Annotated in this window: 18 protein-coding genes and 1 pseudogene; 5 read left to right on the top strand and 14 right to left on the bottom strand. The window is 58.4% G+C overall.

Going from position 1 to position 18,733, the window contains the following annotated elements; genetic code table 11:
• Positions 1 to 118: 118 nt before the first annotated feature.
• Entirely contained in the window at positions 119 to 724 is a 606-nt protein-coding gene (gene azoR / locus ACB496_RS10005) for an FMN-dependent NADH-azoreductase (RefSeq protein ID WP_095281956.1), read from the top strand.
• A gap of 222 nt (positions 725 to 946) precedes the next feature.
• The gene (locus ACB496_RS10000) at positions 947 to 1,117 is read left to right on the top strand and encodes a YnfU family zinc-binding protein (protein ID WP_312153733.1); all 171 of its coding nucleotides are present in this window, start codon (positions 947 to 949) and stop codon (positions 1,115 to 1,117) included.
• A 78-nt stretch (positions 1,118 to 1,195) separates the two neighbouring features.
• Here ACB496_RS10000 and ACB496_RS09995 read toward each other — a convergent pair whose 3' ends face one another.
• From ACB496_RS09995 to paaA, 14 genes are all read right to left on the bottom strand, one after another.
• Positions 1,196 to 1,411 carry a cold shock domain-containing protein gene (locus ACB496_RS09995; RefSeq protein ID WP_100780228.1) on the bottom strand — a complete coding sequence of 72 codons (216 nt, stop codon included), beginning with the start codon at positions 1,409 to 1,411 and terminating at the stop codon, positions 1,196 to 1,198.
• Between the two features lie 170 nt (positions 1,412 to 1,581).
• On the bottom strand, positions 1,582 to 2,184 hold the full coding sequence (gene paaY / locus ACB496_RS09990; RefSeq protein ID WP_100780229.1) for a phenylacetic acid degradation protein PaaY: 603 nt from the start codon (positions 2,182 to 2,184) through the stop codon (positions 1,582 to 1,584).
• Between the two features lie 10 nt (positions 2,185 to 2,194).
• On the bottom strand, positions 2,195 to 3,130 hold the full coding sequence (paaX, locus tag ACB496_RS09985; protein WP_100780230.1) for a phenylacetic acid degradation operon negative regulatory protein PaaX: 936 nt from the start codon (positions 3,128 to 3,130) through the stop codon (positions 2,195 to 2,197).
• Positions 3,131 to 3,227: 97 nt separating this feature from the next.
• Positions 3,228 to 4,547 carry a phenylacetate--CoA ligase PaaK gene (paaK, locus tag ACB496_RS09980; protein WP_100780884.1) on the bottom strand — a complete coding sequence of 440 codons (1,320 nt, stop codon included), beginning with the start codon at positions 4,545 to 4,547 and terminating at the stop codon, positions 3,228 to 3,230.
• 28 nt (positions 4,548 to 4,575) lie between these two features.
• Complete coding sequence (gene pcaF / locus ACB496_RS09975) at positions 4,576 to 5,781, bottom strand: 3-oxoadipyl-CoA thiolase (protein ID WP_371975088.1); 1,206 nt, start codon at positions 5,779 to 5,781, stop codon at positions 4,576 to 4,578.
• A complete protein-coding gene (gene paaI / locus ACB496_RS09970) occupies positions 5,781 to 6,203 on the bottom strand; it encodes a hydroxyphenylacetyl-CoA thioesterase PaaI (protein ID WP_231275646.1) in 423 nt (140 codons plus the stop codon). The genes pcaF and paaI overlap by 1 nt, the downstream gene beginning before the upstream one ends.
• Positions 6,193 to 7,620: a 3-hydroxyacyl-CoA dehydrogenase PaaH gene (gene paaH, locus ACB496_RS09965; RefSeq protein WP_371975087.1), complete on the bottom strand. Its 1,428-nt coding sequence runs from the start codon at positions 7,618 to 7,620 to the stop codon at positions 6,193 to 6,195. Before paaH ends, paaI begins: the two co-directional genes overlap by 11 nt.
• 1 nt (position 7,621) lies before the next feature.
• Positions 7,622 to 8,410, bottom strand: a complete 789-nt coding sequence (paaG, locus tag ACB496_RS09960) for a 2-(1,2-epoxy-1,2-dihydrophenyl)acetyl-CoA isomerase PaaG (RefSeq protein WP_100780234.1) — start codon at positions 8,408 to 8,410, stop codon at positions 7,622 to 7,624.
• The gene (gene paaF, locus ACB496_RS09955) at positions 8,410 to 9,177 is read right to left on the bottom strand and encodes a 2,3-dehydroadipyl-CoA hydratase PaaF (protein WP_181827841.1); all 768 of its coding nucleotides are present in this window, start codon (positions 9,175 to 9,177) and stop codon (positions 8,410 to 8,412) included. Before paaF ends, paaG begins: the two co-directional genes overlap by 1 nt.
• A complete protein-coding gene (gene paaE, locus ACB496_RS09950) occupies positions 9,174 to 10,244 on the bottom strand; it encodes a 1,2-phenylacetyl-CoA epoxidase subunit PaaE (RefSeq protein ID WP_107703619.1) in 1,071 nt (356 codons plus the stop codon). The genes paaF and paaE overlap by 4 nt, the downstream gene beginning before the upstream one ends.
• A 7-nt stretch (positions 10,245 to 10,251) precedes the next feature.
• Positions 10,252 to 10,749 (bottom strand): 1,2-phenylacetyl-CoA epoxidase subunit PaaD, encoded by a 498-nt coding sequence (gene paaD / locus ACB496_RS09945; protein WP_107703620.1) that lies wholly within the window; start codon positions 10,747 to 10,749, stop codon positions 10,252 to 10,254.
• Positions 10,750 to 10,761: 12 nt separating this feature from the next.
• Positions 10,762 to 11,508, bottom strand: coding sequence for a 1,2-phenylacetyl-CoA epoxidase subunit PaaC (gene paaC, locus ACB496_RS09940; RefSeq protein ID WP_371975086.1), 747 nt, complete (start codon positions 11,506 to 11,508; stop codon positions 10,762 to 10,764).
• Between the two features lie 8 nt (positions 11,509 to 11,516).
• A complete protein-coding gene (paaB, locus tag ACB496_RS09935) occupies positions 11,517 to 11,804 on the bottom strand; it encodes a 1,2-phenylacetyl-CoA epoxidase subunit PaaB (RefSeq protein ID WP_100780238.1) in 288 nt (95 codons plus the stop codon).
• A 12-nt stretch (positions 11,805 to 11,816) separates the two neighbouring features.
• Positions 11,817 to 12,746, bottom strand: a complete 930-nt coding sequence (paaA, locus tag ACB496_RS09930) for a 1,2-phenylacetyl-CoA epoxidase subunit PaaA (protein ID WP_102103857.1) — start codon at positions 12,744 to 12,746, stop codon at positions 11,817 to 11,819.
• A gap of 285 nt (positions 12,747 to 13,031) precedes the next feature.
• Here paaA and paaZ point away from each other — a divergent pair, with 285 nt between their 5' ends.
• The 3 genes and pseudogenes from paaZ (at position 13,032) to ACB496_RS09915 (ending at position 18,719) form a co-directional block, all read left to right on the top strand.
• The gene (gene paaZ / locus ACB496_RS09925) at positions 13,032 to 15,077 is read left to right on the top strand and encodes a phenylacetic acid degradation bifunctional protein PaaZ (protein WP_371975085.1); all 2,046 of its coding nucleotides are present in this window, start codon (positions 13,032 to 13,034) and stop codon (positions 15,075 to 15,077) included.
• A 148-nt stretch (positions 15,078 to 15,225) separates the two neighbouring features.
• Positions 15,226 to 17,499, top strand: coding sequence for a primary-amine oxidase (gene tynA / locus ACB496_RS09920; protein ID WP_371975084.1), 2,274 nt, complete (start codon positions 15,226 to 15,228; stop codon positions 17,497 to 17,499).
• A 111-nt stretch (positions 17,500 to 17,610) separates the two neighbouring features.
• Positions 17,611 to 18,719 (top strand): annotated as a pseudogene (locus ACB496_RS09915) (membrane-associated sensor domain-containing protein).
• The last annotated feature ends 14 nt before the right edge of the window (positions 18,720 to 18,733 follow it).

Genomic DNA, 18,733 nt, shown 5'->3' with positions numbered 1-18,733 from the left:
TTCAAAAAAATCGAACATAGAATTCGATATATTGCGCTATCTCTGCGACAGGATTGTGAATAAAGTGTCAGCAAGCAACGGGGAAACCCCCAATCCAATACAATTTAAGGAATCACCCATGAGCAAAGTATTAGTTCTCAAATCCAGTATTCTGGCAGGGTACTCTCAGTCTGGTCAGCTGTCTGATTATTTCGTAGAACAGTGGCGTGAACAGCACAGCGCTGACGAGATCACCGTTCGCGATCTGGCTGCAAACCCGATTCCGGTACTGGATGGTGAGCTGGTTGGCGCGCTGCGTCCGAGCGATGCCCCACTGACCCCACGTCAGCAGGAAGCGCTGGCGCTGTCTGACGAGCTGATTGCCGAGCTGCAGGCGCACGATGTGATCGTGATCAACGCCCCGATGTACAACTTCAACATCCCGACGCAGCTGAAAAACTACTTCGACCTGGTGGCGCGTGCTGGCGTAACCTTCCGTTACACCGAAAACGGTCCGGAAGGTCTGGTGAAAGGCAAACGCGCAATCGTGCTCTCCAGCCGGGGCGGTATCCACAAAGATACCCCAACTGACCTGGTTGCACCGTACCTGACCCTGTTCCTGGGCTTCATCGGTATCACCGACGTAAACTTTGTCTTCGCCGAAGGTATCGCTTACGGTCCGGAAGTGGCAACCAAAGCACAGACCGACGCGAAATCCGCTATCGACAGCCTGGTCGCTGCATAAGATTTTCCCCCTCTCACCGCCTGGTGGGAGGGTTTTTCCTCTCTCTTTATCCGCACCCTATTTCCACCACGCCATGACGCGCCCGCAAATAATAATACGGAATTATTCTGAAATATTTTCGGCAGGATTTGGATGCGAAGAGAAGATAATTTTTTACAGCAGAAATGAATGCGAGCTATTTGAGGATGATACGTGTATGGTAGCAGGCCAATTACACAGGAAATGCCTATGTCCGATCGCAAAGATGGAAAAGCCCGCCGTAACTTTCTGATTAAATGCCCTTGCCCAAACTGCACTAAAGACTCTGAACACAGCTATACGCGCGTTCAAAAAGGGTCACTGCTCGTTTGCCCTTACTGCAGCACAATGTTTAAATCCAACCAAAAAGTCTGATTTGTTGATCCTCTGCGATTCTGACTACTGAGGCTTTCGCCGTCATCGTGGTTGCAGACTCGCAGAGATCAAAGCAGGTTAGTCGCGCAGAACCACGTTAGCGGCAGCCGGGCCTTTCGCGCCAGCGCCCATCACGAACTCCACTTTCTGACCTTCAAACAGTGTGTTGAAATTATCGCCCTGCAACGCAGATAAATTGACAGAAACATCTTTGCTGCCGTCTACCGGAGAAATAAAGCCAAAGCCTTTATCTTCGTTAAACCACTTTACTAAACCAATAATTTTTGCAGACATATAAGGCTCCTTTATTCTGGCCTTTCGGCTGGCAAATTTGTTTAAATCGTAAACGCTGGGCATTAATGCACGGCAGGGCATAATAAGCAATGTTTATTTTAACCGTGCATCATCGATGCCCCTGAAAAGGCCGACGAAAATAATTTTGCGCTGACATAAACAGACAAATTTTATTTCGTTTGCGAGGATTTTGGGCGCAGGTTTTCATCAAAGACCAGACGCGTTCTGCCCGGCTCCACTTCCCGCAGCGGTTCTACCTGATGCAGGGTCATTTTGCAGCGCTCGACCAGCACCTGATATTCGCGCGTCCCCTGCTTTTTCCATTCGAGCTCCTGATCGCTCAGCTGACGAATGGCTTTTGCCGGGCTGCCGATAATCAAATAGTTGGCGGGCATTTCGGCTTTGGCTTTCACAAACGCCGCCGCGCCGACGATGCTGTTTTCGCCAATCACCGCGCCGTCCATCACCACCGCGTTCATGCCGACCAGCGCATTTTTACGGATCACGCAGCCGTGCAAAATGGCGCTGTGACCGATATGCCCGTGCTCTTCCACCACCGTATCTTGCTCAGGGAAGCCGTGCATTACACAGTTATCCTGAATGTTTGCACCGTCTTTTACCACAATCCGGCCAAAGTCGCCGCGCAGGCTGGCGTTCGGCCCGACGTAGACACCTTTGCCTAAAATCACATCGCCAATCAGCACGGCGGTAGGATGAACGTAGCTCTCATCAGGCACGACAGGTGTAAGACCATCTATTTGATATACAGGCATTCTTCCTCCGTTATGGAATATTCAGGCCGCCAAAGCGCTGGAAATAGAGCGCCCCCGGTACCGGCAGCTCCCCGACCGAGGTTTCCCCTTTTTCACTGACAAACGCCAGGGCACCCGGTGCCACGCGCTGGTAGATGTTAATGCACAGCTGGCGGGCAGTTTGCCCGGCCCAGTGCGCGGGGAGTAACTCCTCCGGCAACAGCGGATCTTTCAGCACCACGCGGCGATAAAAATGGATCAGCAACAGCTGGATCTGGAAACAGCGCTCCGGCGTCAGCTCATCGGCTCTCGCCTCTTTCAGCAGAGGGAGTAAAGGCCGGAACGAGTCGATAAAGGTTTCGTACATCACGTTTTGTTCCGTGAGCTGCCAGCACTCTTCCACGCGGGAGCGCAGCGCCGCACGCGACAGCGCCAGCGGAGAGTGCGCTTCAAAACAGATCACGTTTTCGGCCACACCCGCTTCATGCAGCAGGGATTGCACATCGGCCATTTTCTGCGACGGTGAGGCCATCAGGCTGGAGGCCAGCGTGCCGAACCCCTGCCAGATGAGCTGTTTTTTCACATCGGCGAGGGTATTTTTATCCAGCCCTTCCGAGAGCAATAACAGCCATTTTCCGTCCCACGCCGGCAGTTCCGCGCGGTAAATTTTGTTCTCTGCGCGACGGGTTAACCGCAGCCCCTTGTCGCTCAGACGATAAAAACTGCGCCTGCCAATGCGCGAGACATCCAGCCAGCCCTCTTTATTCAGGCGAAACAGCGCGGTACGCACAAAGCGCTCGCCAAATCCCATCCCTTCCAGCAGCGCAGCCAGGCTCCCGAGCCAGATTTCACCGCCACGGTGCGAGAGCGAATCGCCATATAAGGATGAAATCAGCGACGTTCCGCTGATGGGCACAGAGCTGACGGCGTGCTGAATAAAAGTATCGAGTTTACTCATCTGATTCATTCTGTTGTGATTTTTGTCCTGGATGAATCATAGCACACAGATACTGCGCAGCGCTGCGCTTGCCCGGCCTACGATAGTTTATAGGCCGGGCGGAGGGTTAACCGTTAGCCGCCACTTTGCGCAGATCAAACACCCGGCAGGCTTTGCCTTCGGAGCGCGGGATACTGCCGCAGTTCACAATCGTCACGTCCGTCGAGATCCCGACCATCGATTTAATGCGATGACGCAGCTGATGACACACCTGGCAGCGCTGCTCGTGGCTCAGCACCAGGCTGCTCTCTTTCAGCTCGACTTTTACCGAAAGTGAATCAAGATGCCCGCGACGGTTCACTTCCAGCTGGTAGTGCGGCGACAGATGCTCAAACTTGACGATCTCCTCCTCCAGCTGTGACGGGAAGACGTTCACCCCGCGAATAATCAGCATGTCATCGCTGCGCCCGCTGATACGATCCATGCGGCGCATGGTACGCGCCGTCCCCGGCAGCAGTCGCGTCAGGTCGCGGGTGCGATAGCGGATCACCGGCAGCGCCTCTTTGGTCAGGGTGGTAAACAGCAGTTCGCCCTGCTCGCCGTCGGCCAAAGGTGTACCGTCGTTCGGGTTGACGATCTCGGGATAGAAGTGATCTTCCCAGATGGTCGGGCCGTCGGCAGTGTCGATGCACTCCATCGCCACGCCTGGGCCCATCACCTCTGACAGGCCGTAAATATCCAGCGCGGTAATCCCCAGACGTCTCTCAATTTCATGGCGCATCGCCATCGTCCATGGCTCTGCGCCAAACACGCCGACGCGCAGGGAGCATTGGCTGGCGTCGCCGCCCATCTGACGCTCCAGCTCTTCTATCAGGTTGAGGCAGTAGGACGGCGTTACCATGATCATATCCGGCTGGAAATCGCGGATCAGCTGCGCCTGTTTCTCCGTCTGCCCGCCGGACATCGGGATCACCGTCGCGCCTAACCGTTCAGCGCCGTAATGCGCACCCAGCCCGCCGGTAAATAAACCGTAACCATACGCCACGTGAATTTTGTCTTTCGCGGTGCCACCGGCCGCGCGCAGGGAACGGGCCACGATATTGGCCCAGTTGTCGATATCGTTTTGGGTATAGCCGACCACCGTCGGTTTACCGGTGGTGCCGGACGAGGCGTGAATGCGCACCACCTGCTCCATCGGCACCGCGAAGGTATCGAACGGGTAGTTATCCCGCAGATCCTGTTTGGTCGTGCAGGGAAATTTATTGAGATCGGACAGCTCTTTGAAATCGTCAGGATGCACGCCCGCAGCGTCGAATTTGCGTTTGTACATGGGTACATTGTTATAAGCATGCTTCAGCGTCCACTTCAGGCGTTCAGTTTGCAGCGCCTGTAATTCGTCCACCGAGGCTGTTTCAATGGCATCAAGTTGTGTTGTTGTCGTTGTCATTTTGTAGGGTACTCGCAGGTAGTTTTGCTCAAACACGCTCCAGGATCAGGGCAATGCCCTGGCCCACACCGATGCACATCGTACAAAGCGCGTAGCGCCCGTTGCGTCGATGCAATTCATTACTGGCCGCCAGCACCAGTCGTGCGCCGCTCATCCCCAGCGGATGGCCCAGGGCAATCGCGCCGCCGTTCGGGTTTACGTGCGCGGCATCATCCGCTAACCCCAGCTGGCGCAACACGCCCAGAGCCTGCGATGCAAACGCTTCGTTCAGCTCAATCACGTCCATATCGTTAATGCTCAGACCCGCGCGCTCCAGCACTTTGCGTGTGGCCGGAACCGGGCCAAGCCCCATCAGTCGCGGTTCGACGCCGGCACTGGCCATCGCCACGATGCGCGCACGCGGGGTTAACCCCTGCTGCTGCGCCATCTCACGGCTGGCAATAATCAGCGCTGCAGCACCGTCGTTCACCCCCGATGCGTTCCCGGCCGTCACGACGCCGTTTTTACGAAACGGGGTTTTGAGGGCGGAAAGCTGCGCTAAGGTGGTGTCGGCGCGGGGATGTTCATCCACCCGCACTTCGGTGATAACGCCCTTTTTGCCCGCCACGCTCACCGGCACGATCTCCTGCGCCAGAATGCCGTTCTGCTGGGCCTGCGCGGTACGCTGTTGGCTGCGCAGTGCAAACGCGTCCTGATCGGCGCGGCTAATATTTAACAATTCAGCTACATTCTCTGCCGTTTCAGGCATGCTGTCAGTTCCGAATTGCTGATGCATGAGCGGATTCACAAATCGCCAGCCAATGGTGGTGTCGTACATCTCTGCCTGACGCTGGAAGGCTGTGGTGGCTTTGCCCATCACAAACGGCGCACGGGACATGGATTCAACGCCACCGGCGATCAGCAGATCCGCATCGCCCGCTTTAATTGCGCGTGCCGCAAACCCCACGGCGTCCAGTCCGGAGCCGCACAGACGGTTGATGGTCGTGCCCGACACCGTCTGCGGAAAGCCCGCCAGCAGCGCGGCCATGCGCGCCACGTTGCGGTTATCTTCCCCGGCCTGGTTCGCGCAGCCGAAAATCACATCGTCAATACGTTCTGCATCCAGTTGCGGATAACGCGCCAGCAGCGCGCGCAGCGGGACGGCCGCCAGATCGTCTGCACGCACGCCGGACAACGCACCGCCATAACGCCCCACCGGGGTACGAACACCATCACAGATAAATGCATCACGCATCAGGCTTCTCCTGTCACACTGCCGCCAATGCGGTGCGATTTACCGCGGAACAAGGCGACTGTTTTTTGTTGTTGGTTAGTAATTTCGATGTCGTACACGCCTGTCAGTTTGCCCTGATGTTTCACGCGGGCGCTGGCGGTCAGCTTGTCTCCGGCAAACCCAGGGCGCAGAAAATCAATGGTGCAAGCCGAGGCCACCGCCGCCAGCCCCTGGCTGTTGCAGGCGTAGGCGAACGCCGTATCCGCAAGCGAGAACAGCTGGCCACCGTGGCAGGTTTTGTGACCGTTGAGCATCTGCGGCGTGATGGTCATGGTCAGCACCGCGTAGCCCTCGTCCATCTCGATAATGTCGATCCCAAGCGCCTGGGCGCAGGCATCGTTTTCATACATGGCGCGGGCGTTGTGCCAGGCGTTATGACTCATAGCTACTCTCCAGAAGCGCACGCTGGCGCAGCAGTGAACAGGGGCGATAACGTTCTTCGCCGTAGTGGCGTTGCAGGTTTTCCAGCAGAATCAGCAGGCGCTGCCAGCCCAGACGTTCACCCCAGGCAATAGGCCCGACGGGATAGTTCACGCCGAGGCGCATCGCGGTGTCGATATCCTGCTCGCTGGCCACCCCTTTCTGCAGGGCATCCAGCGCTTCGTTGATGATCATCGCCACGGTGCGCCAGATCAGCAGACCGGGATAATCCGCACTTTGCAGAACGCGTTTTCCCTGCTGCTGCAGGTGATAGATCGCTTTTCGCGTGGCGGAGTACGGATTACTGGCCGCTGCGGCAATCACCACGGCGTCGCCGTCCATCCGATCGACCACCACCACCGGTGAATTAAGGCGCAGGGCGAGGCTTTGCGCGGTTTCGCCGGTAGTTTCCACCAGCAGCACTTCGTCGATTTCCGTGACACCGTCACTTCTTTTAGCGATGGTCGTCGGGCTAAAGGTCGCGCCGACCGGTTCCAGCCACTGGGCGGCTGGCCGCTCGCTGTGCCAGTCGTAAACCCCCTGCCCGGTTTTCTTACCGAAACGTCCGCCAAGCACCAGCTCCTGCTGAACCAGCGACGGCAGAAAACGGCGCTCCTGCCAGAAAGCGTTAAACACCGAGCAGGTCACAGCAAAGTTCACGTCCTGCCCGATGAGATCTGTCAGCTCCAGCGGACCCATCGGGAAACCGCCGCCTTCGCGCAGCGCAGCGTCGATGTCCTGCGCCGGGGCGACATTCTCTTCCAGCGCGCGCCAGGCTTCGGAGTAGAACGGTCGCGCCACGCGGTTGACGATAAATCCAGGCGTGGACTGGCAGCGCACCGGCTGTTTGCCCCAGTTCAGCGCCAGTTCGCACAGCAGATCCGCCACTTCGGTTGACGTCCCCAGCCCGCTCACCACTTCCACCAGCTTCATCACCGGCGCCGGGTTAAAGAAATGCAGCCCGGCGACGCGTTCCGGATGGCGCACCTCGGCAGCCACCGCGGTGATCGAAATCGATGAGGTGTTACTGGTGAGCAGCGTCTGCGGCGGGCAGATATCGCCCAGCTGTTTGAACAGCGCTTTTTTCACCTCAAGGCGCTCGGAGGCCGCTTCAATCACCAGATCGGCGGCGGCAAGCGCCTGGATATCGTTAACGGGGAGCAGACGCGCGACGATTTTTTCGCTGGCCTCGGAGGACAATTTTCCGCGCGCGACGCGGGATTCCAGCCGCGTACGGATGCCCTCGATGGCGCGAACCACGGCGTCTGAAGCGATGTCGTACACCAGTACCTGATGTCCGTTGCTGGCGGCCACCTCGGCGATCCCGGCCCCCATGGTGCCGCTGCCGATCACGGCGACGGTGTGAATTCTCATCGTCATCTTATTTCCCCGTGAAATTCGGCGGGCGTTTGGCGAGGAACGCGCTTACGCCTTCGCGATAGTCGTCGCTGCGCCCGGCCAGTCGCTGATAATCACGCTCCAGATCGAGCTGTTCGTCCAGGGTGTTGGTTTCGGCGGCGTTCATCGCCTGTTTGATCAGCCCCAGCCCCAAGGTCGGCTGAGAGGCAAAATGAATCGCCAGTTTCTGCGCGGTGGATGAGAGTTCTTCATCGTCAACCACCTGCCAGATCATCCCCCAGGCGTGCGCCTGCTCTGCGCTCAGCTTATCGCCCAGCAGCGCCAGACCCATGGCCCGCGCACGTCCGGCGACGCGCGGCAGCAGCCAGGTGCCGCCGCAATCCGGCACCAGCCCGAGCTTGCTAAACGCCATCATAAAATTCACGGAACGCGCGGCGATCACCATGTCGCAGCCCAGCGCCAGCGTTGCACCTGCTCCCGCTGCCACACCGTTCACCGCCGCGATCACCGGTTTCGGCAGTTTTGCCAGGCGGCGTACCAGCGGGTTGTAGAAGGTTTCCACGGAGTAGCCGAGATCCGGCGCGGGGCCGTTCGGGTCAACGTTGCGGTCATTCAGATCCTGCCCGGCGCAAAACCCGCGTCCTGCACCGGTAATCAACAGGCAGCGGATAGTGTCGTCCCGTTCGGCCTGCTTCAGGCACTCGGAAAGCTGCTGATGCATGACATCGTTAAAGCTGTTCAGACGCTCCGGGCGGTTCAGCGTAATGGTCATCACGCCCTGCTCAACATGACTCAGAATAAATTCCACAATTAGCGTCCTTTAAAGTCGGGGGTGCGTTTTTGTAAGAAAGCGGCGATGCCTTCCCGGCGGTCTTCCGTGGCAGACAGCAGCGTAAACAGCTGACGCTCCTGAGCCAGACCGGCCTGCAGCGGCACTTCCTGCGACTGGCGCAGCGCCTGTTTCGCGGCCTGCAATGCCAGCGGAGAATGACGCGCCATCAGTACGGCCTGCTTCAGGGCATATTCCAGCACCAGCGCCGACGGGAATACGTCGCTCACCAGCCCCGCCGACTGCGCCTGCTGCGCGCTAATGCTTTCGCCCGTCAGCACCATTTTGCTGGCGAGGGACTTGCCGACGCTGCGGATCAGACGCTGGGTACCGCCCGCGCCCGGCATAATGCCAAGCGTGATTTCCGGCAGACCAAAACGGGCGTTGTCTCCGGCGATCACCACGTCACACAGCAGTGCTAATTCGCAGCCTGCGCCGAGCGCAAAGCCGTTTACGGCGGCAATCAGCGGTTTGTTAAAAGCGTTAATGCGCGCCCAGAGCTGCGGGCGAACGTCGTTCAGCGTGGCAGGCAGATCTTTCTCCGCCATCTCGTTGAGGTCGGCCCCGGCGGCAAAGCAGCGCTCGTTGCCATAAATGACACAGGCGGAGATCTCGCCATCAACCGCAGCGGCTTCCAGCTCGTCCGCCAGTTGTGAAAGCAGCGCGTTGTTCAGGGCGTTGCGCGCCGCCGGACGGTTCAGCGTCAGCTGCAGCACGCGGCCATGACGGGTGACAATCAGCTCGCTCATGCCATCCCCTTCGCGTCAAAATCGACCACCACGTCGGCGGTCAGCGGCAGCGCCTGGCAGCTCAAGACATATCCCGCCGCCAGTTCGTCCGGCTCCAGGCTGTAGTTGGTCGCCATATCGACTTTTCCGCGCAGCACTTTGCATTTGCAGGTGGCGCAGACGCCGCCCTTGCAGGCGTACGGCAGATCCGCGCCCTGACGCAGGGCGGCATCGAGAATGCTTTCGTCATCAGCGGTGAGCGTGATTTCGCGGTCGCGGCCATCCTGACGGACAGTCACTTTCTGCCCCTGCGCCTGAATCGTCGTCGCGCGTTTCACAGCGCTCCCCGGCGTATTAAAGCGCTCAAGGTGAATGGTTTTCTCCGGCATCCCCAGCGCTTTCAGCGCCAGCTCGGCGTCGTCCATCATCGCCGAAGGGCCGCAGATAAAGGCTTCGTCGAACAGGCTGAAATCGATCAGCGTTTTTCCCAGCTGCTGCAATTTTTCGCCGTCGATACGCCCGTGCAGCAGTTCACTGTCGAGGGTCTCCTGACTGAAAATATTCACCAGCTGCAGGCGCTGCGGCCAGGTGTCTTTCAGATCCGCCAGCGCCTGGCGAAACATCATGCTCTGGCTGCTGCGGTTACCGTAAATCAGAGTGAAATGGCTCTGTGGTTCGACCCGCAGGGTGCTGGAGATAATCGCCAGCATCGGCGTGATCCCTGAACCGGCGGCAATCGCCAGATAGCGCCCGGCGCGTTCCGCCTGCGGCTGATAGCCAAAGTGGCCCTGAGGCACCATCACCTCCAGCGCCATACCCTGTTTGATCTCATCGCGGGCATAGCGAGAAAAACGCCCGCCGTCGATGGCTTTCACCGCCACGCTGATTTCGCCCGGCGTTACGCTGCGACAAATGGAGTAGCAGCGGCGTAACTCTTCGCCTGCCAGCTGCGCCTTGAGCGTCAAATGCTGACCGGGGCGGAAACGGTAGGCGTCCTGCAAAGTCTGTGGGATCGCGAAAGTAATGGTCACCGCATCGCGGGTTTCGGGTTCCACTTTTGCCACCGTTAAGGAATGAAACGTTGTCATGGCAACCTCAGATACATTTGAAATAGTCGAAAGGTTCACGGCAGGCGTTACAGCGATAGAGCGCTTTACAGGCCGTTGAACCAAATTCACTGATAACCGACGTGTCGGTGCTCGCGCAGCGCGGGCAGGCCACCTCGGCAGGGGCATGCGCATGGCAGCTGTGGCCTACCGGTGGGCTGATGCCGTATTCACGCAGTCGCGCGCGGGCGTCGTCGGTCATCCAGTCGGTCGTCCAGGCCGGGTCAAGCTGCAGGACGATATGCACCGGCGTAAAACCGTGGGCGGTCATCGTCTCGCGAATGGCGCCGAGCAGATGCTCCGTCGCCGGGCAGCCCGAATAGGTTGGCGTAAAGCCAATCACCCAGCCGCCCGCCTGTGCGCAGACGCTGCGCACCATGCCTAAGTCGGTGATGGTAAGCACCGGCACTTCCGGGTCCGGGATCTGGCTTAACAGCGACCAGATTTGCGGGATTTCCGCCGGGGCGATCTCAGCGAGACGTTGCATAGCGACCTCCTCTTACCACTGCTGACCGGGATACATGCGCTGGAGATACTGCATCTCCGCCAGCATCGGTCCCAGATGTTCGGTGTGCAGCCCTTTTTTGCCGCCGGTGCGATACGCCGACTCTTCCGGAATGTTCAGGCTGGCCTGCTGGAAACCGGCAAACACTTCCGCTTCCCACTCGGCGCGGAGTTCGCGCGGGTCGACGGCGATCCCCTCGGCAATAAGCTGTTCTTCCAGCGCATCGGCTTCGAACAGTTCGGCGGTAAAGCGCCACAGGGAATCAATCGCCTGCTGCATTTTTTGCGCCGACACCTCCGTGCCGTTGCCCAGACGCTCCAGCCAGCCGCGGCTAAAGCGCAGGTGGTAGCGCGCCTCTTTGATCGCTTTCGCGGCAATCGCGGCCAGCTGCGCGTCGCGGCTTTGGGTCAGACGGGTAAAAAGCGCCACGTGCCAGGCGTCGATGAAATACTGACGCACCAGGGTGTCGGCGAAGTTTCCGTTCGGCTGCTCCACCAGCAGCAGATTGCTGAACTGGCGCTCATCGCGGCCAAAGGCCAGCGTGTCTTCGTCGCCCTGTCCTTCCAGTTCGGCGGCGTAGGTTAAGAAATTGCGCGCCTGTCCGAGTAAATCCAGGCCGATATTAGCCAGCGCCAGATCGATCTCCAGCTCTGGCGCATGGCCGCACCACGCGCCGAGACGCTGCGACAGAACCAGACAGTTATCACCCAGACGCAGGGCATATTGCGTTGTTGCTTTCATATCCATCCTCACATGTGCTCGATGCCATCAGGGAGGGTGTAAAAGGTCGGATGACGGTAGACCTTGCTCTCTGCGGGGTCGAAAAATTCTCCGCGCTCTTCCGGCTGCGAGGCGACGATTTCGCTGGCTTTCACCACCCAGATCGAACAGCCTTCGCTGCGACGGGTGTAGGCATCGCGCGCATTTTCCAGCGCCATGCGGTCATCGGCGGCGTGCAGGCTGCCAACGTGACGGTGGGATAACCCCTGTTTGCTGCGAACAAACACTTCATATAACGGCCAGTAGACATTGCTCATGGTTAATTCCTCTTACGCGGCGGTGCGGGCGTGTTGTTTTTCTGCGTGCGCCAGTGCGGCTTCGCGCACCCACGCCCCCTCTTCCCAGGCTTTACGTTTCGCGGCGAGGCGCTCGTGGTTGCAGATGCCGCGTCCGTTAATCACTTCTTCAAATTCATGCCAGTCGATTTCACCAAAGCGGTAGTGGCCGCTCGCTTCATCGAAGTGCAGATCCGCATCCGGCACGGTCATGCCCAGCATCTCGACCTGCGCGACGGTGTTGTCGACAAAGCGCTGACGCAGTTCGTCATTACCGAAGCGTTTGATTTTCCACGCCAGGCTGCGGGCGCTGTTGGGGGAGTTGTCGTCGTTCGGTCCGAACATCATCAGTGCGGGCCACCAGAAACGGTTGATGGCGTCCTGCAGCATCTGGCGTTGAGATTCGCTGCCCTGCGCGAGTGCCATACAGGCTTCAAACCCCTGACGCTGGTGGAAGCTCTCTTCTTTACAGATTTTCACCATTGCGCGGGCATACGGCCCGTAGGAGGTGCGGCACAGGGCCACCTGGTTAACGATGGCCGCGCCATCGACCAGCCAGCCAATCACGCCGATGTCGGCCCAGCTCAGGGTTGGGTAGTTGAAGATCGAGGAGTATTTCATCTTGCCGTCGAGCATCTTCTGGTAGATGTCTTCCCGCGCACAGCCCAGGGTCTCCGCCGCGCTGTAGAGATACAGCCCGTGCCCCGCTTCATCCTGCACTTTCGCCAGCAAAATCGCTTTGCGGCGCAGTGTCGGTGCGCGGGTGATCCAGTTTCCTTCCGGCAGCATGCCGACAATTTCGGAGTGCGCATGCTGACCAATCTGGCGGATCAGGGTTTTGCGGTAGGCGTCCGGCATCCAGTCTTGCGGCTCGATGGCTGTCTCCTGTGCGATGCGCTGTTCAAAGCGTTGTTCTTCCGTCACGTCGTCACCTTTATGATTCGTTAAATCGTCAATCATCGTTTAATGATGAATCACTTCGCTTCTTAAAAGTTACACAAAGGTTAAATATAACCCCAAGGAGTGTTTGTCTATTTTGTGATATCGCTCGCAAGGCTTTTACAGCAAGCCGCTTATGGCGGGCGCTGTTCGTCTGAAGATTCATCCGACAAGATCACATTGTTAACAAATCATTAAAACATCACTTGCTTTTTATGATTCATAATCAAACTATCTATAGTGAAATTACGTAACATTTGGAGAAGAGAGATGCAGCAGTTAGCGAGCTTCTTGTCCGGCACCTGGCAGTCTGGCCGGGGCCGTGAGCGCAACATTCATCACGCCATCAGCGGCGAAGCCCTGTGGAGTGTGAGCAGCGAAGGCCTGGATATGGCGGCAGCGCGTCGCTTTGCCATCGAACGCGGCGGTGAATCACTTCGCGCGATGACCTTTATCGAACGCGCGGCGATGCTGAAAGCAGTCGCCAAACATTTGCTGAGCCAGAAAGACCATTTTTATGCCCTGTCGGCAGAGACCGGCGCGACCCGCGCGGACAGCTGGGTGGATATCGAAGGCGGCATCGGCACGATGTTCACCTACGCCAGCCTCGGCAGCCGCGAACTGCCCGATGACACCCTGTGGCCAGAAGACGAGCTGATCCCCCTGTCTAAGGAAGGCGGTTTTGCCGCGCGCCACGTGCTGACATCCAAATCCGGCGTGGCGGTGCATATCAACGCCTTCAACTTCCCCTGCTGGGGGATGCTGGAAAAACTGGCGCCGACCTGGCTTGCCGGGATGCCCGCAATCATTAAACCGGCTACCGCTACCGCGCAGGTCACCCAGGCGATGGTCAAATCCATCGTCGACAGCGGCCTGGTCCCGGAGGGGGCAATTAGCCTGATCTGCGGCGGTGCGGGCGACCTGCTGGATCATCTCGATTTCCAGGACGTAGTGACGTTTACCGGCTCCGCCTCCACCGGCCAGATGCTGCGTGTGCACCCGAATATCGTTGGCAAATCCATTCCGTTCACCATGGAAGCGGATTCGCTGAACTGCTGCGTGCTGGGGGAAGACGTGACGCCGGAGCAGCCGGAATTTGCGCTGTTTATCCGCGAAGTGGTGCGTGAGATGACCGCCAAAGCCGGGCAAAAATGTACCGCCATTCGCCGCATTATTGTTCCGCAAGGGCAGACTGAAGCGGTCAGCCAGGCGCTGATCGCCCGTCTCGAAAAAGTGGTGGTTGGCGATCCGGCGCAGGAAGGGGTCAAAATGGGGGCGCTGGTCAACGCCGAACAGCGTGCCGATGTACAGGAAAAAGTCGATCTGTTGGTGTCTGCGGGCTGCCAGATCCGTCTCGGCGGCAAAGCCGATCTACACGCTGCGGGCGCATTCTTCCCGCCGACGCTGCTCTTCTGTCCGCAGCCTGACGAGTCCCCTGCCGTTCACGCGACGGAAGCCTTTGGGCCGGTCGCTACGCTGATGCCGTATCGCGACGCAGACCACGCCATGACTCTGGCCCGCGCCGGTGAAGGCAGCCTGGCCGGAACGCTGGTGACGGCAAATGCGAATATCGCTCGCCAGTTTATTTCCGGCGCGGCGCGGGCGCACGGGCGTATCCAGATCCTTAACAGCGAGTCGGCGAAAGAGTCTACCGGCCACGGCTCCCCGCTGCCGCAGCTGGTTCACGGTGGGCCGGGGCGCGCGGGCGGCGGTGAAGAGCTGGGCGGGCTGCGTGCGGTGAAGCACTATCTGCAACGTACCGCCATTCAGGGCAGCCCGTCGATGCTCGCCGCCGTCAGCCAACAGTGGGTGCGCGGTGCGCAGGTGCAGGAAGATCGCGTACACCCGTTCCGCAAATACTTCGAAGAGCTGCAGCCGGGCGACAGTCTGCTGACTCCACGCCGCACCCTGACCGAAACGGACATCGTCAATTTTGCCTGCCTGAGCGGCGATCATTTCTACGCCCACATGGACAAAATTGGCGCGGCGGAGTCTATCTTCGGCGAGCGCGTGGTACACGGTTACTTTGTGATTTCTGCGGCGGCGGGTCTGTTCGTTGATGCGGGCGTCGGGCCGGTCATCGCCAACTACGGCATGGAAAATCTGCGCTTTATCGAGCCGGTCAAACCGGGCGATACCATTCAGGTGCGTCTGACCTGTAAGCGCAAAACCCTGAAGAAACAGCGCACCGCAGACGAAAAACCAACCGGCGTGGTGGAGTGGGCCGTCGAGGTCTTTAACCAGCACCAGCAGCCTGTCGCGCTTTACTCCATTCTGACTCTCGTGGCTCGCCAGCAGGGCGATTTCACCGACTGATGTGTCTTTTTACCGGGAAGGCCCCTTCCCGGTTTTTAATTTGGCAAGAGTGACAAATAACCTGGCAGGTGCAGGCAAACACTTTGCGCCCGCGCCTGCCAGGATAACGCTGCACAACACCAATAACACAATAATGATGAGGTCAACGATGGGAAGCCCTTCTTCTTTTTCTGCCCGTAAGACGGCACTGGCCGTGGCTGTCGCGTTGTTATGCGCCTGGCAATCTCCCGCGTTCGCCCATGGCGGCGAAGCGCATATGGTTCCGATGGATAAAACCCTGGCCGATTTTGGCGCCGATGTGCAATGGGACGATTACGCCCAGATGTTTACCATTGCCAAAGACGGTGCCTTTGTGAAGGTCAAACCGGGCGCGAATACCGCCATCGTTAACGGCAAGCCGCTTAAACTGCAGGTACCGGTGGTGATGAAAGACAACAAGGCGTTTATCTCCGACACCTTCATCAACGATGTTTTCCAGTCGGGACTTGATCAGACCTTCCAGGTGGAAAAACGCCCGCATCCGCTCAACGCACTGACCGCAGACGAAATTAAACAGGCCGTCGAGATCGTGAAAACTGCGGCGGAGTTCAAACCTAATACCCGTTTCACCCAGATTGCGCTGGCCGAACCCGATAAAGCCAAAGTGTGGGATTTTGTTCTGAACGGCACGGCTGTCGATGCTCCGCGTCAGGCGAATGTCACCATGCTGGATGGTAAACACGTCATTGAGAGCGTCGTTGATCTGAAGGACAAAAAAGTCCTGAGCTGGACGCCGGTCAACGACGCCCACGGCATGGTGTTGCTGGATGATTTCACCGCCGTACAGCAGATCATCATGAGCAGCCCGGAATATGCGCAAGCGCTGAAAAAACACGGCGTGGACGATCCGCAGAAAGTGATCGGTACCCCGCTGACCGTCGGCTATTTTGACGGTAAAGACGGTCTGAAACAGGAAGAGCGCCTGCTGAAAGTGGTCAGCTATCTCGACACCGGCGACGGTAACTACTGGGCACACCCGATTGAAAACCTGGTGGCGGTGGTCGACCTCGAGCAGAAAAAAATCCTCAAAATTGAAGAAGGCCCGGTGGTGCCGGTGCCAATGAATCCGCGTCCGTATGATGGTCGTGACCGTATCGCCACCGTCAAAAAACCGCTGGAGATCGTCGAGCCAGAGGGCAAGCACTACACCATTACGGGCGATATGATCCACTGGCAGAACTGGGACTTCCACCTGAGTCTCGACTCCCGCGTCGGGCCTGTCATCTCCACCGTGACCTATAACGACAACGGCAAAAAACGCCAGGTGATGTATCAGGGCTCGCTCGGCGGGATGATTGTTCCTTATGGCGACCCGGACGTGGGCTGGTACTTCAAAGCCTATCTCGATTCCGGTGATTACGGTATGGGCACCCTGACCTCGCCGCTGGTGCGCGGCAAAGATGCGCCGTCGAACGCGGTGATGCTCAACGAAACCATTCCGGATTACACCGGCACGCCGATGGAGATCCCCCGCGCGATTGCCGTGTTTGAACGCTACGCCGGGCCGGAATATAAGCATCAGGAGATGGGCAAACCGAACGTCAGCACCGAGCGCCGTGAACTGGTGGTGCGCTGGATCAGTACTGTCGGTAACTACGACTATATCTTTGACTGGATCTTCCACGAAAACGGCACCATCGGCATCGATGCTGGCGCAACGGGTATCGAAGCGGTAAAAGGTGTGCAGGCTAAAACCATGCATGACCCGAGCGCCAAAGACGATACCAAATATGGCACCCTGATCGACCACAACATCGTCGGTACCACCCACCAGCACATCTACAACTTCCGTCTGGATATGGACGTGGATGGCACCAACAACCGTCTGGTGGCGATGGACCCGGAGGTGAAACCGAACACTGCCGGAGGCCCGCGCACCAGTACCATGCAGGTGAATCAATACAATATTGATACAGAGCAGCAGGCGGCGCAGAAGTTCGACCCTGGCACCATTCGACTCCTGAGCAACACCAGCAAAGAGAACCGCATGGGCAACCCGGTGTCGTACCAGATTATCCCTTACGCGGGCGGCACTCACCCGGTCGCGAGCGGCGCGAAATTCGCGCCAGACGAGTGGATCTACCATCGCCTGAGCTTTATGGATAAGCAGCTGTGGGTCACGCGTTATCATGCGAATGAGCGCTATCCGGAAGGCAAATTCCCGAACCGTTCGATTCACGACAGCGGTCTGGGGCAGTACAGCAAAGATAACGAATCCATCGATAATCAGGACGATGTGGTGTGGATGACCACCGGCACCACGCACGTGGCGCGCGCCGAGGAGTGGCCGATCATGCCGACCGAGTGGGTTCATACCCTGCTCAAACCGTGGAACTTCTTCGACGAGACACCCACGCTCGGCAAGAAGAAAGACGAGAAGTAGCAAATCTGGCCGGGCAAATGCCCGGCCAGATTTTAACGGGATACCATTGAATTCTCGCCGGAAAGTGCCACGCTTTGTCTATTCCTGCCCTTTCTCAACGATGACGCGTAAATGACAGATAAGAGGCACACCCCGCAGCCCGAGTTAACCTCGTGGCCAACTCGCCAGGCGATGGTTTATCGCGGTCTGACAATCAATATGCCGTGGCTGGCGTTTGTGCACGTCAGCTTTGCGCTGATGATTCTGCTACGTAACACGCTAGTGCCCAGTTTCGATCCTGCGCATATTTCAGGGCAGCAAATCGGGTTACTGGTGGATGCCGCAATGCTCGGGGTCATTGCCCTGTCGGCGGCGCTGGTGGTGAGGAGCTGGCGGCATATCGCCGGGATTAGCCTGGTGCTCTTTACCTCCGGCTTGCTGTGGGCGCTCTGCTGTTACTGGTTTATCGTTGACTGGCAGCTTCCTCACGCCTGGCCCCTGTGTACCATTCTGCTGCTGGCCGCCGTTACCGCGCTCTATTTCTATCCAGTGGGATTGCTCGCCTGCGTGCTGCCGCTGTGGTTGACGCTGCCGCTCGCAAGTGTCGTGCTTAATCATGGCCTGCCTGTTCGCTTCGCGGCGATGTGGACGGTGTTCACGCTGATCCTGATCTGCGGGCGTTTTATCCTGCTGCGCTGGTTCGACGAAGCCTGGCAGCGCAATCAACAAAACCAGCTGCTGATTGCCCGACTCGACGCGCTGGCGCATCAGGACCCGCTAACGGAAACGGCCAACCGACGAGAGATGGAAACGTGCTGGAGCGCGCGGTCAGCCAGGGAAAATCATTCACGCTGATTATGCTGGATGTCGACTATTTCAAACTTTACAACGATGCGTACGGTCATCAGGCGGGCGATGAGTGTCTGGTGCGGGTGGCGCAGGCGCTGAAAGCGTCGGTTCGCTCGCCGGACGATCTGGTGTCACGCTATGGTGGCGAGGAGTTTTTGCTGATCCTCTTCGATTGCCCACCGGAAATGGCCGATAAGGTTGCGAAACGTATTCAGGATAATTTGCGCGAGGCCGCGATCGCGCATAAGGCGTCGAAGGTGAGCGAGTATGTGACGGCAAGCATGGGGATCGCCGGAATGTCGGCGGGGTTGACCGCAGACGGCGTTGTCGCGCAGGCGGATGCGGCGCTCTATCGGGCGAAAGAAGGCGGGCGAAATCGTTGGTCGCAGTGATGATTTGTCGGGCA

Origin of the sequence: Lelliottia nimipressuralis (assembly GCF_041464075.1) — a bacterium.
In the GTDB taxonomy this organism is placed as follows: Bacteria; Pseudomonadota; Gammaproteobacteria; order Enterobacterales; family Enterobacteriaceae; genus Enterobacter; species Enterobacter nimipressuralis.
The sequence above is the reverse complement of the archived record's forward strand: the minus strand, read 5'-3'. Positions and strand labels throughout refer to the sequence as shown.